Consider the following 14,129-nt stretch of genomic DNA (forward strand, 5'->3'; position numbering starts at 1 on the left):
TCCATACGTCATTAGACGGTTTGAATTGGTAGATAAATGGTGAAAACTGTATGCCCTGGCCAACTTTCAACGTCAATTTTGCCGTTGTGTTGGTCGATAATATTTTGTGAGATAGAAAGGCCTAAGCCCGTACCGCCTTCACGGCCGCTGACCATAGGATAAAAAAGTGTATCTTGCAGTTCTGCTGGTATGCCCGGGCCGTTATCCATGATTTCAATGCGTGCCACTAATTTGTGCCTTTGGCCGTGAATGTTGGCTTGGTAAACGGTGCGGGTCTTGATGGTGATGGTGCCATTAGGTTGGGGGGCTAACACTTGAGCGGCATTACTGGTGATATTTAAAAAGGCTTGCTCGACTTGATCGGCATCCATCACTATGTGCGGCATACTGGGATCGTAATCGCGTTCGATAATCACTTGATTTCCAAATTCAAGTTCCACCAATTGACGCGCTTTTTCTAGCACTTCATGTAAGTTGACCGGTGATTTTTTGCCTGGCTTTTGTGGTCCAAGTAGTCGGTCAACTAAGGCTCGCAGACGGTCTGCTTGCTCAATAATGATTTGGGTATATTCATTCAGGCTTGGGTCGGGCAACATTCGACCCAGTAATTGCGCTGCACCGCGCAGCCCACCGAGTGGGTTTTTGATTTCGTGTGCCAAGCCGCGAACTAATAATTTGGCCGCTTGTTGTTGAGCGTGTTGATTGAGCTCTTGGCTTAAGCGTCGTTGATAGTCAATTTTACGTACTTCGACCAGCAGCATTAATTGAGTTTTGTTGTCTGATTTGACTGAAAGTGGACTGGCTGTGACTTCTAGCAACATAGGCTTGCCATTGATAACAAAAGTCACGTCACTGTCGGTGATACTTTGCCCGCTTTGTAGTGGTTGAGTAAATAGCGCCAAATCCATTGAAGCGTGTTGGATCAGTTGTGCCAGTGGAATATGAATCAGACGTTTCGCGCTTTGTGAGAATAATTGTTCTGCTGCTGGGTTGGCATAATGAATGGTTAACTTTTCATCCAATAATAAGGTCGCGGTCACCATATTTCCGAGTATGGTGGTCGAGAGTTCATTAGTGTTAAAGCTACTGTGGGTCATCATGCTCAAAATCCATTTTTACGCACTAAAATGGTGCACCTGAAAGCATCAGTATGGGGCATGATAAAAATCAACACAAACAGAAAGTGTTTTTTTGTTTGTAGATAAAAGACTTATCGTGGCCTTTGCTCAATGGGGCACAGATTCAGTTCCACAATGAGGCAGTGATGCAACTATTTCACTGTTGTTCTATGCAGGTGCACAGTGATTGTTTTAGATGATGCAATAACCTTGCCGCTTTCGACAACATTGACTGAAAAAGTGTGCGTACCTCGGTCAATATTTTGCAATTCCCAAATGGCCGGAGTTTGTGGTGCACCATAAGGTTGCGTATCCATCATTAGTTGCAGTGCTTCGCTAATTCCGAGCTTACGGCTGAGTTCTCCCTGCACCGTGATATAGCCACGGCTGCTACGAATGGTTTGATCGTCCTGTAAATTGGCTAGCGTTACCGTGATGGTTTCTTCTTGCTGCTCTGCTTTGGTGCTGGTCTCCTTGTCTGTTGCTTCTGTTGCTTCTGTTGCTTCTGTTGCTTCTGTTACTTCTGTTGCTGTCTGCGGCGCTAACGTACTCTCGGCAGAGCTCGTTGCGGCGGCAACAGATTCGTCGATTTGCTGACTATTACCGTATTGTGGCTTTGGTGCAGGCGCTTTGATATCGGGCAGCGATACGGTTTCTTTATTACTCGCTTGAGAGGGCGGAGGGCTATCACTAAAGTGGGTAACGCCTTTACTGTCGGTCCACTTATAAACTTGTGCCGCCTGAGCCGTTTGCCCAATACCTAAGGTAACCAGCATTGTAGAGAGATGAAACAATATAGAGAGATGAAACAATTTCATGATGAATACCGTTTTTCAGTTTTATATTAATTCACACAATGACGGCGACTTTCCATTGCGTTTGAGCTGTTCTTCTTCCTAGAGATGCTCGAAAGAGAAGAAGGTTAGAGTTAGCTTAATTGATAGTCAAAAAGCGACAATAAAAAAAAGGCTCACCTGAGAGGCGAGCCTAAAATTTTCTTATTGTTTACACTGTTACAGAAAAAATCTGAACAGAGTCACCAGCTTGAAATTATACAGAGTAGTACAATTCAAACTCTAGTGGGTGAGTCGCCATGTTCACGCGCTCTACATCTTTTGATTTCAAGCTGATGTAAGAGTTGATGAAGTCATCAGAGAACACGCCACCAGCGGTTAAGAACTCACGATCTTCATCTAGCGCTTTCAGTGCGATTTCTAGAGATTCTGCTACTTTTGGAATCTCAGCTGCTTCTTCTGCTGGTAGATCGTACAAGTCTTTATCCATGGCATCACCAGGGTGGATCTTGTTCTTAATACCGTCAAGACCTGCCATTAGCAGTGCCGCAAACGCTAGGTATGGGTTTGCTGCTGGATCTGGGAAGCGAGCTTCGATACGACGCGCTTTCGGGCTTGGTACCACTGGGATACGGATAGATGCAGAACGGTTACGTGCAGAGTATGCAAGCATAACAGGTGCTTCAAACCCTGGGACTAGACGCTTGTACGAGTTAGTCGATGGGTTAGCAAAGGCGTTGATTGCACGCGCGTGCTTGATGATACCACCGATGTAGTAAAGAGCGAGTTCAGATAGACCGCCGTACTTGTCACCCGCAAATAGGTTTACACCGTCTTTTGCTAGAGATTGGTGAACGTGCATACCAGAACCGTTGTCGCCAACCAGTGGCTTAGGCATGAAAGTCGCTGTTTTGCCGTAAGCGTGCGCTACGTTATGAACCACATACTTGTAGATTTGAATTTCATCCGCTTTTTCAGTTAGCGTGTTGAAACGACATGCGATTTCGTTTTGGCCCGCGGTTGCTACTTCGTGGTGATGAGCTTCAACCACAAGCCCCATTTCTTCCATGATTAAACACATTGCAGAACGGATATCTTGTGAAGAATCCACTGGAGCAACTGGGAAGTAACCACCTTTCACACCAGGACGGTGGCCTTTGTTGCCTTCTTCGTATGATGTGCCTGTGTTCCAAGCGGCTTCTACGTCATCAATTTTGAAGAATGCGCCAGAAATGTCGTTGCCGTATTTGATGTCATCAAATAGGAAGAATTCTGGTTCTGGACCCACAAGAACGGTGTCTGCAATGCCAGTAGAACGCATGTAATCTTCCGCACGTTTTGCGATTGAACGTGGATCGCGATCGTAACCTTGCATCGTTGCAGGCTCAAGAATGTCACAACGGATGTTTAGCGTTGCGTCTTCTGTGAATGGGTCAAGAACTGCGCTTGATGCGTCTGGCATCATTACCATGTCTGATTCGTTAATGCCTTTCCAGCCAGCAACTGAAGAACCATCGAACATTTTACCGTCTTCAAAGAAGTCAGCATCTACTTGGTGTGCAGGGATTGAAATGTGTTGCTCTTTACCTTTGGTATCGGTAAAGCGTAAATCAACAAATTTAACTTCGTTTTCTGTGATCAGAGATAGAACATTTTCTACTGACATCTTGGATAACCTCCGGTGTTAACAATATGGTTTGAGCGATCAAAGCGATTCCAATGGATATCTAGCTTTAAGCATCTCGATTAAAATACAAATCTAATTTGCCAAAACTATTAGTTGCTAAAACTATTTCTTATTGAAACTAAAGCTAAAATCGTGCCAAAAATATAAATCCTTAAAAAACAATGAATTAAAGTTATCTATACCAATTAAGTGCATATCATTGCACTGTTTTGGAATCGATTTGCACCAAATTGGTGCTTTATGTTCCATTCTGATGCAAAAAGGATAAATAACTCTCCCTATTCAGCCGAGAATTGCACGGTTTGTCAATGTAATTAATAAGGGGGGAGGTAATGAGTAAGGAAAGCATCCCTATGGTGCGTAGGGCACACTTCACGGAAAAGAAAAATAAAACGCGCAATCAGAAAGAGAAGATAAAAATGAAAGGAAGAGGAAAAATTGTGTTGCTCGTCCAGGCCTTGTACTGAGTGGTCTACACTTAAATCGTCATTTCTGGGTAATATTTGTCCATTAATGTGACTTATTTCTAGGTTTTTTTCCAAAATCTGGTACATTTACGACCGTTTTTTTAATCAAGTTCGTCCAGTGTTTGGGCGTCTTTTATAAGTGAATCGAATTCCATGACTACTCCACAGATTGATAAGTTAAGAAATATCGCGATTATCGCGCACGTTGACCACGGCAAAACGACCTTGGTTGATAAGCTTTTACAACAATCGGGTACCCTTGAATCTCGTGGTGAAGCTGAAGAGCGCGTCATGGATTCAAATGACATCGAAAAAGAACGTGGTATTACCATCCTTGCGAAAAATACCGCAATTAACTGGAATGATTACCGCATCAACATCGTAGATACTCCAGGACACGCCGACTTCGGTGGTGAAGTTGAACGTATCATGTCGATGGTTGACTCTGTGCTTCTTATTGTTGACGCAGTTGATGGCCCAATGCCTCAAACTCGTTTCGTAACACAAAAAGCGTTCGCACACGGTTTGAAACCAATCGTTGTTATCAACAAAATCGACCGTCCAGGTTCTCGTCCTGATTGGGTTATGGATCAAGTGTTCGACTTATTCGACAACCTAGGTGCAACTGACGAACAGTTAGACTTCCAAGTGGTTTACGCTTCTGCGCTTAACGGTTGGGCGACGCTTGAAGAAGGCGAAACAGGCGAGAACATGGAACCACTATTCCAAGCTATCGTTGATAACGTTGAATGTCCAAATGTTGACATCGACGGTTCGCTACAAATGCAAATCTCTCAACTTGATTACAACTCTTACGTAGGTGTTATCGGTGTTGCTCGTGTAACTCGTGGTACGGTTCGTCCTAACCAACAAGTGACTATCGTTGGTGCTGATGGTAAAAAACGTAACGGTAAAGTAGGTACAGTGCTTGGTTACCTTGGCCTTGAGCGTCACGAAGTTGAGCAAGCTAACGCGGGTGACATCATTGCAATCACGGGTCTTGGTGAGCTAAAAATCTCTGACACCATCTGTGATGTAAACAACGTTGAGCCAATGACTCCTCTTTCTGTTGACGAACCAACAGTAACCATGACGTTCCAAGTAAACACTTCTCCGTTCGCGGGTAAAGAAGGTAAGTTCGTGACTTCACGTAACATTCTTGAGCGTCTAGAAAAAGAATTAGTACACAACGTAGCATTACGTGTTGAGCAAACCGATAACCCTGATCAGTTTAAAGTATCAGGTCGTGGTGAACTTCACCTTTCTATCTTGATCGAAAATATGCGTCGTGAAGGCTTTGAGCTTGCAGTATCACGTCCAGAAGTAATCATCAAAGAAGAAAACGGCCAATTAATGGAACCGTATGAGAAAGTGACTATCGACGTGTTGGAAGAACACCAAGGTGGCATCATGGAAAACATCGGTATCCGTAAAGGTGAACTGACTGACATGGCACCAGATGGTAAAGGCCGTGTACGTATGGACTTCGATATGCCTTCTCGTGGCTTGATCGGTTTCCAAACTGAATTCTTAACGTTAACTTCAGGTTCTGGTCTGCTTTATCATACATTTGATCGTTATGATGCACACAAAGGTGGCACTATCGGTCAACGTAACAATGGTGTGTTAATTTCTAACGCAACCGGTAAAGCGTTGACTTACGCACTGTTTAACCTTCAAGACCGTGGTCGTTTATTTGCAGAGCACGCGGATGAAGTTTATGAAGGCCAAGTTATCGGTATTCACAACCGTTCAAACGACTTAACCGTAAACTGTTTGAAAGGTAAGCAGCTAACGAACGTCCGTGCATCAGGTACAGATGAAGCTCAAACGCTATCTCCAGCAATCAAATACACGCTAGAGCAAGCACTTGAGTTCATTGATGATGACGAACTAGTAGAAGTGACACCTGAAAGTATTCGTATCCGTAAGAAGTTCCTAACGGAAAACGATCGTAAACGTGCAGGTCGTGCTGCTAAGTAAGCCGTAACCGCTTAAGCGTTTATACGCAATTAAAGCCGATGCTATCAATGCATCGGCTTTTTTATTATTCTAGAGACAGCCACATAAAGTCAGCTATGTGCTTAAATTACTTTAAGATTAGAGGTTGGCACTCTATTTGAAGCGCTTTATTTTGTGAAAGAGACCATCCTAGTTAAAATCATTAGGGACGTGATGATGGATAAAAAAATCAGCGTATGTATTCATTATCTGCTGTATTTAAAAGATAGAATCGTACTGGATCGTTTAGCGGTCAATGCCGGTTACATGGCCTACATTTCTTTACTTTCATTGGTGCCGTTGATGACGGTGTTGGTGACTGCGCTTTCAAAATTTCCTGTGTTTGAAGGCATCACCGAGCAAATTCAAGAGTTCGTGTTCTTAAACTTCATGCCTGCCGCGGGGGATGCCGTAAAAAATGCGCTCAACACGTTTATCTCTAATACGTCGAGCATGACCGCCATTGGGGGTGCTTTCGTCTTTATCACTGCCATGATGTTGATTTCAAACATAGATAAAAATCTGAACTACATCTGGCGAGTCAAACGTAAACGCCGCTTGGTGTATTCTTTCTCTATGTATTGGATGGTGCTCACCTTGGGGCCGATTCTGATGGGGGCGAGCTTAGCATTAAGCTCATACATCACCTCTGAGCAGTACTTAAGCAAAGAAGTGGTGAGTGGCATTTATCGAATTTTACCGGTGCTACTTTCCATGTCGGCGTTTGTCGGCTTGTACATGCTCGTACCTAACATTAAAGTGAAACTGCATCATGCTTGTGCAGGTGCCTTAGTGGCCGGTCTGTTGTTTGAGTTGTCGAAGAAAGGCTTTGCTATATACATCACTACTTTTCCTTCTTATCAGTTAATTTATGGTGCTTTGGCGGCGATTCCAATATTGTTCGTCTGGATTTTTTTGTGTTGGTTCATTGTATTAGTGGGCGCTGAAGTAACCGCGAGCTTAGGTGAACGAGAGCATTGGTATAATGATGAGCCTTATCATCCATTAAGGCATGTTGTTGAAAAAGTGAAAGGAAAAGGGAACGATTCGTGATTGCTTTGATTCAAAGGGTCAGTGAGGCCAGCGTAAAAGTTGAAGGTCAGATTGTCGGGCAAATTGATAAAGGTTTACTTGTTTTGCTTGGCGTTGAAAAAGGTGACGATGAAGCCAAAGCGAAAAGGCTGACCGAGCGCGTGCTAGGTTATCGCATTTTTGAAGATGAACAGGGCAAAATGAATCTGAATGTGAAGCAAGCGGGTGGTGATGTGCTGGTGGTTTCTCAGTTTACTTTGCCAGCAGACACCAAAAAAGGCATGCGTCCAAGTTTTTCGAAGGGCGCAGATCCTGCGGAAGCTGAACGTTTGTATGAGTGTTTTTCCGATTATTGTCGCCAAGCGAATGTGCGTACCGAAAATGGCCGTTTTGCCCAAGATATGAAAGTGGCATTAGTGAATGACGGCCCCGTCACGTTCTGGTTACAAGTCTAAATAATTAACAAGTAAGGGATTTACATGTTTAAGTTAGTGACGCCAAAAACCGAATCTGACTTGCAGGATTATTATCATTTTCGTTGGCAAATGTTGCGAGAACCATTTCACCTTCCGCTCGGATCTGAGCGTGATGAATACGATGAAATGAGTGAGCATCGCATGATTGTCGATGGCCGCGGCCGCATTATGGCGGTGGGGCGTATGTATTTAACCCCGAATAATGAAGGTCAAATTCGTTATATGGCGGTATTGCCTCAGCATAGGGGGAAAGGTCTCGGCTCGCTGATTTTAGTGGCTCTGGAGTCGTATGCGCTGCAAGAAGGGGCTAAGCGATTAGTGTGTAACTCTCGTCAGGATGCGATCAGTTTTTATGCCAAAAATGGTTTTGAAAGCCAAGGTGAATTGAGTGACGAAATTGGTCCAGTAAGACACCAGCAAATGCTCAAGCGTTTAAAGGCCAGTGCCAATGTTTCTCGCCGACCAGATTGGTGTGATGAGTTGCAAAAGCGTTGGCGTCAAGAAATTCCAATTTGTGCCGCAATGGGGATTCGTATTAGCCAATACACTGGGTATCAATTTGAATGCTCCGCGCCGTTAAACCCGAATATTAACCCACATGAGACCATGTTCGCTGGGTCTATTTTTACCTTAACCACTTTGACTGGGTGGGGCATGGCGTGGCTATTGATGCGTGAGAAAGGTTTGGAAGCCGATATCATTTTGGCTGACAGTAGCGTTCGTTTTCGTGCTCCCGTGACACAAAGTCCGGTTGCCGTTACTTCTTTAGATGGGATTAGTGGCGATTTAGATCGCTTAATGAACGGACGCCGCGCTCGTATTATCGTGAAAGTGACGGTTTATAGTGGTGATGTGGCGGCGGTTGAGTTTACGGGGACTTATATGCTGATGACGGACTTTTTAGGGGAAGCCCCTGTCGTTCGTTAGTGGTCGATGAAAATTCAAAATGGGTATAAAAATGCGCGATTCACTGAATAATGAATCGCGCATTTTTTTCGAGCCTTTTAACAAGCAAAGAGGATGAGGTAATTGGTACGATTGGTCTTATTTAGCGGCAATCGTTCTCAACTTGTACTGAATTTCTATCGCCAAGTAAGTTGAATATGAGCGCTTGGCATTGACCTTCTAATCGATATTGTAAATTGCCTTTCTCGGGAAATAAGAAATCGTACTCTCCACCGAAATGAGCAGAAAAATCTTTGCCATCAATACTAAAAGGCTTGAGCGATAAACGGCCACGGTCGGCGACTAAATGAATGTCACTGATGGTCACCGGTTGGGCGTCTTTTTTCTGGTTAGCTTGAGACTTCGCCTTGGCGTTTTCTTTCGCGTCTTGCTCTGTTGATAACGATGTTTCGTCTTGTGGTGGCACTAACGGTTCAACCTTTATTCCTTGATTACGCAGCCATAAGGTTTGGAAGTCATCTTCGCTGGTGGCTCGAGTCACACTCGCGTCTAACTTACCGGTCACGCTGTGATTAAAAATCAACTCATCGCCATATAAGCCTTCACCTTTGACCGTAAAGTCGGTAATGCCATCGAGATGAAGAGGCAGATCAAACCAACGCGAGAAAAAGCGCAGTGGAATGCCAGAGGCTTCAAGGTTGACATTCCATGGTTGACTGGTTTGATTGAAAGCCATATCCGCCGTGCCTTTTACTAAGCCATTTTCGAGCGGTATAAACAGTTTATCTAGCCAGAAATGCCCCTCTTTACTGTGCATACTGACAATCGGGTTTTTGCTGGTGACGTTATCGTAGGTGGCATTGGAAGCGCTGACGGTTAATTTGCCGCGCCATAGTCCCCAGTGCTTATCCTTTTTGATCTCGATGTTGTCACCTTCAATGCTTAAACCACTGGCTTGTTTGGCCGGAGTGGTAGTCAGGTCGATAAACTGTACATTATTGATGGTGACCATCTTAGCTTCAATGTTTTCCAACTGTTGCAAGTAATCGGCCACATGCTGTTTCGTTTCAGGGGTTGGAAACCATTTCATGTTGTTGATATTCAGCTGAGCGAGGTTCAAGCTGGTTGGGGTTAGGGTGCCTTGCAGGTGTAAATTACCTTGCAACATTTCTAAAGAAATATCTCGAATATTGACCGTATCGGGCTGTAGGCTGATATCCATCGCTGGGGATTGAATTGCTTGTCCTAAAAGGCTCATGTTGTCCGCAGTGGCGAAGACTGAGGTATCACGCTGTTGCCAAACCTGTAAAGGCAGACGTAAGTCATTGGCATTTAATTTGATGTTATTGGCACTCAATAGCGAGGTTTCTATGCTCGATTCACTGATGGTTAAATCATCGATCAGCATAGGAATGTGGTCGAACCAATTCAGACTGGCTTTGCTGATGCTGTCTAAATCATTTTGCTGCAAACGTAGCCCTGTGATGGACACTCGCGGTAATTGCCATTCAGTTTCGGTTTGTTTTTTGGTTGCTTGAGCCGCAAATTGGCCTTGTCGCCATTGGAAGCGAATATCGTAAAAAGTGGTATGTGTTGGGGTGATGTCGACATCCAAATACACTTTATCTAAGGCTTCACCTTGCCAATACAGTTGGTCAGCAGATAATTGAATCTCGCCATAAAACGGTAATAAAGGGGCATCACGATGCTTCGGTTGTTTGATTTGAATATTTACATCTCGAGCGACCCAGCCTTGGTTGGCAAAATCAATATTGGCGATAGAGAGCTGGTTCAATTGCATATAACGAGGTAACGTCATTTTGGGCCAGCCGCTTTGTAATTTAACTCCATCGATAACCACATTATCGATTTGAATCTTATTTTCAGCCCAGATTTGGTCACCCAGCCAAATATCCATTTGTTCGATTAAGGTCGATGAATTGTCTTGGCGTTTGATTAACACGCCATCAAGTTGAATATGATGGGGTTCTTGATAGGAGTATGTGACACCTCGCACCTGGACTTGACCGTCATAAACGTATTCCAGCGCAGTGTTAACGACTTGTGCCGCATATTTTGTGTGCAGAGCAGAATAAGACGCGGATAGCGCAATTACCACTAATGACAGTAAGCCGACAACAATGGCAAGCAGTTTTCTCATGTAATGTCCTATTATATTCAAGTCACTGGGTAGGGTAACTCATTCCAAAATCATTGAATCGTGAGAATAAACATATGCATCAATGACGAGGGGGAAGTATAAGCACTTCTGCTTGTTGGCACAATTTTGATGTGGGGTTTAAATTATCCTGCGCCTGAATAAAAACGAGAAACCCGTAGGCTTCTCGTTGTGGTTAACGTGGTTAAATAGAATTAGTCCAGTTGAGGGCCAGCTTTGACTAATGCTTTACCTTCCTCGTTATCAGTATATTGAGCAAAGTTCTTAATGAACAATTGTGCGAGCTCATCCGCTTTGGCTTGCCATTGCTCGGCATTTTCATAGGTATCCCTAGGATCCAAAATGCTGGCATCTACGTTCGGAAGCGAAGTGGGTACTTCAAGGTTAAAGGTTGGGATCACCTTGGTTTCTGCATGATCAATTGAACCATCTAAGATTGCATCGATAATGCCACGAGTATCTTGAATCGAAATACGTTTACCACTGCCGTTCCAACCAGTGTTAACTAGGTAGGCTTCCGCGCCCGCTGCTTCCATGCGTTTGACTAACACTTCCGCGTATTGGGTTGGGTGCAAAGTTAAGAAAGCGGCGCCAAAGGCGGCTGAGAAGGTTGGCGTTGGTTCGGTAATGCCACGTTCTGTCCCCGCTAACTTGGCAGTAAAGCCAGATAAGAAATGGTATTTGGTTTGCTCTGGTGTCAATTTAGACACTGGGGGCAACACACCAAAGGCATCCGCGGTTAAGAAAATCACTTTTTGTGCGTGACCGGCTTTGGATACCGGCTTAACGATATTATCGATATGATAAATCGGGTAAGACACGCGGGTGTTTTCGGTTTTTGACCCATCATCGAAATCGATTTTACCCTCTGGCGTGACTGACACATTTTCTAGCAATGCGTCACGACGAATCGCATGGTAAATATCTGGCTCGGCTTCTTTCGATAGCTTGATGGTTTTGGCGTAACAGCCGCCTTCAAAGTTGAATACGCCATCGTCATCCCAACCGTGCTCATCATCACCGATTAATTGGCGTTTTGGATCGGTCGAAAGGGTGGTTTTACCTGTGCCAGAAAGGCCAAAGAAAATCGCGACATCGCCTTTTTCACCAACATTGGCAGAACAGTGCATTGACGCCATGCCTTTCAGTGGTAACAGGTAGTTCATCATCGCGAACATGCCTTTTTTCATCTCACCGCCGTACCAAGTACCACCGATGATTTGAATGCGTTCGGTGAGGTTAAATGCCACAAAGTTTTCTGAATTGAGACCTTGTTCTTTCCAGTTTGGATTGGTGGTTTTCGCACCATTCATGACCACAAAGTCCGGAGTGAAATCTTCTAATTCCGCTTCACTTGGGCGGATAAACATGTTTTTTACGAAGTGTGCTTGCCAAGCGACCTCGGTAATAACCCGGACTTTTAAGCGAGATTCTGGGTTAGCGCCACAGAAGCAATCACCCACAAATAAACGTTTATTTGATAATTGCTTGGTGACCAATGATTTCAGCTCTTTCCAAACCTCAGGAGTGATGGGTTTATTATCGTTTTTACCTTGATCAGACCACCACAGCGTATCTTTGGTGACCTCATCTTTGACGATGTATTTGTCTTTAGGTGAGCGGCCAGTAAAGATGCCAGTGTCGACAGAAACCGCGCCTAATTCCGTCACGATACCTTTTTCATAGCCAGTTAATTCGGCTTTGGTTTCTTCGGCAAAGAGTTGTTCGTAGCTTGGGTTGCGAACAATATCAGTCACGTTGCTGATACCGTAAGCAGATAGATCTAACGTAGTTGTAGGTGCAAGAGTAGCCTGATCCATAACAGTCATAGATGCTCCTTAATAGGAAATTTGTAGGATATTTATATTATTTTAGTTGAAATACACTATAACCACTTTCTTCGTGCGGTTTTATGATCGTGTATACAACTTTAGAGTAGCAAAGAAAGAAATAGAAAAAGTTGTGATCAAGAGCAGTCTGATTAATATCTGAAACGAAATAAGTTGTGATCTAAAACAGGCTAGATAGGCTGAGGAGGGGATTAAGAAAACAAAAAAGCCGCTTTTTGAAGTGACCCCATAAAGTTGGACAGTTCTGTTAAGCGGCTTGTAAGGCCTGATTTCGATATTCTATCGGAGTCAGGCCTTTTAATTTCACCTTGATGCGTTTCGTATTGTAGTACTCGATGTATTCTTCAATCTGTGTGATTAAGTCATCCGCATTTTCAAAGTGCTGGTTATGGTACATTTCTGTTTTCAGCAAGGCAAAGAAGTTCTCTGCTACTGCATTATCTAAACAGTTTCCTTTTCGCGACATACTTTGAGTTAACCCTCGGTCAGCGAGAGCTTTCTGATATTTTCTATGCCTATATTGCCACCCTTGATCGCTATGAACGATTGGCTTCGCGTTCTTATCTAAGGTCGAAACTGCCTCTGTTAGCATGTCAGTGACGAGAGGTAAGCACGCGTTTTTAGCAACCTTATAAGCGACGACTTCCTGTGTAAATAGATCGACGATTGGTGATAAGTACACCTTCTGCTGCTTAACTTTAAACTCAGTGACATCTGTTACCCATTTCTCATCTGGCTTTGTTGCAGTGAAGTCACGCTCTAGTACATTCGGAGCGGTTGTTCCTGCTCCTCCCTTATATGAGCTGTACCGCTTGGGCCTAACCGTTGATTTCAAGCCAAGTAACCTCATCAGACGTTGAACTGTCTTATGGTTTAACATCACGTCCTGCTTCCTTAACTCTAGGTGAATGCGACGATAGCCATACCTCCCTTTATGGTCATGGTATATTTTCTCGAACAACTGCTTCTCATCTTGATAACTATCTGCGGCGTTGCTTGATTGCGTATGATAGTAGAAGCTACTTCTCGCTAACTTAAGGGTATATAAGAGATGTTGTTGTAAATATTGATTTCTAAGAGCTAGAACTACTTTCGTTTTTTCTTTGTTCGACGACGTTTCTCCTGTTCCAGCTCCTCTAACTTTTTTAGGACAGCGTTCTCTGCTCGCAAGTACGCTAACTCCTCTTTGAGCTCTTCAAGTGTTTTCTCATCATCGTGCTTATCTTGAATAAAAGGGTGTTTACTCATTGTTGGTCGTCCTTTGTTGCGCTCAAGTCCCTGAATACCATCTCTTTGATATTGTTTGAGCCAAACAGAGAGAGTGCCAGGAGACGAAAAATTCAATATCGCACTAGTGTGACTGACAGACCAACCATTCGTCCACATGTGTTTTAAAGCTTGCAGTTTGGTCTGTGCGGTCTTCGCAAATCCATGAGGTTTAAATGACTGATAACCATGAATATCAAACACTTGTGCCCAGTAACGTATTTGACGTGATGGTATGGAATGAAGACGAGAAAGCTCTTCAGATGAACTCTCGCCTTGTAGATATTGTTTAGCAATAGAGCATTTCAATGCTCGACTGTACTTGGACATAAAAAGACCCCCAATAATTGGTG

Annotated in this window: 10 protein-coding genes and 1 pseudogene; 4 read left to right on the forward strand and 7 right to left on the reverse strand. The window is 43.8% G+C overall.

The window, feature by feature from the left end:
* Positions 1 to 11: 11 nt before the first annotated feature.
* From glnL to glnA, 3 genes are all read right to left on the reverse strand, one after another.
* Positions 12 to 1,100 carry a nitrogen regulation protein NR(II) gene (gene glnL / locus Vgang_RS00790; RefSeq protein WP_170066865.1) on the reverse strand — a complete coding sequence of 363 codons (1,089 nt, stop codon included), beginning with the start codon at positions 1,098 to 1,100 and terminating at the stop codon, positions 12 to 14.
* 170 nt (positions 1,101 to 1,270) lie between these two features.
* On the reverse strand, positions 1,271 to 1,936 hold the full coding sequence (locus Vgang_RS00795) for a DUF4124 domain-containing protein (protein WP_245879975.1): 666 nt from the start codon (positions 1,934 to 1,936) through the stop codon (positions 1,271 to 1,273).
* 232 nt (positions 1,937 to 2,168) lie between these two features.
* Entirely contained in the window at positions 2,169 to 3,578 is a 1,410-nt protein-coding gene (gene glnA, locus Vgang_RS00800; RefSeq protein ID WP_105903650.1) for a glutamate--ammonia ligase, read from the reverse strand.
* A 641-nt stretch (positions 3,579 to 4,219) separates the two neighbouring features.
* On the opposite strand from glnA, the gene typA reads away from it, so the two are divergent.
* From typA to Vgang_RS00820, 4 genes are all read left to right on the forward strand, one after another.
* Positions 4,220 to 6,049, forward strand: coding sequence for a translational GTPase TypA (gene typA, locus Vgang_RS00805; RefSeq protein ID WP_105903649.1), 1,830 nt, complete (start codon positions 4,220 to 4,222; stop codon positions 6,047 to 6,049).
* Between the two features lie 195 nt (positions 6,050 to 6,244).
* The gene (locus Vgang_RS00810; RefSeq protein ID WP_406708297.1) at positions 6,245 to 7,120 is read left to right on the forward strand and encodes a virulence factor BrkB family protein; all 876 of its coding nucleotides are present in this window, start codon (positions 6,245 to 6,247) and stop codon (positions 7,118 to 7,120) included.
* Entirely contained in the window at positions 7,117 to 7,554 is a 438-nt protein-coding gene (dtd, locus tag Vgang_RS00815; protein ID WP_105903647.1) for a D-aminoacyl-tRNA deacylase, read from the forward strand. The genes Vgang_RS00810 and dtd overlap by 4 nt, the downstream gene beginning before the upstream one ends.
* Before the next feature lie 24 nt (positions 7,555 to 7,578).
* A complete protein-coding gene (locus tag Vgang_RS00820; protein WP_105903646.1) occupies positions 7,579 to 8,502 on the forward strand; it encodes a bifunctional GNAT family N-acetyltransferase/hotdog fold thioesterase in 924 nt (307 codons plus the stop codon).
* 121 nt (positions 8,503 to 8,623) lie between these two features.
* Here the strand turns inward: Vgang_RS00820 and Vgang_RS00825 are convergent, their stop codons facing one another.
* From Vgang_RS00825 to Vgang_RS00840, 4 genes and pseudogenes are all read right to left on the reverse strand, one after another.
* Entirely contained in the window at positions 8,624 to 10,642 is a 2,019-nt protein-coding gene (locus tag Vgang_RS00825; protein ID WP_105903645.1) for an AsmA family protein, read from the reverse strand.
* 212 nt (positions 10,643 to 10,854) lie between these two features.
* Entirely contained in the window at positions 10,855 to 12,489 is a 1,635-nt protein-coding gene (gene pckA, locus Vgang_RS00830) for a phosphoenolpyruvate carboxykinase (ATP) (RefSeq protein WP_105903644.1), read from the reverse strand.
* Between the two features lie 268 nt (positions 12,490 to 12,757).
* A pseudogene (locus Vgang_RS00835) lies at positions 12,758 to 13,609 on the reverse strand (IS3 family transposase); the annotation flags it as partial.
* Positions 13,597 to 14,106 (reverse strand): helix-turn-helix domain-containing protein, encoded by a 510-nt coding sequence (locus Vgang_RS00840; protein ID WP_105903797.1) that lies wholly within the window; start codon positions 14,104 to 14,106, stop codon positions 13,597 to 13,599. The gene Vgang_RS00840 and the pseudogene Vgang_RS00835, both read right to left, overlap by 13 nt.
* Between the last annotated feature and the right edge of the window lie 23 nt (positions 14,107 to 14,129).

The sequence above is a fragment of the Vibrio gangliei genome (assembly GCF_026001925.1).
Lineage (GTDB): Bacteria > Pseudomonadota > Gammaproteobacteria > Enterobacterales > Vibrionaceae > Vibrio > Vibrio gangliei.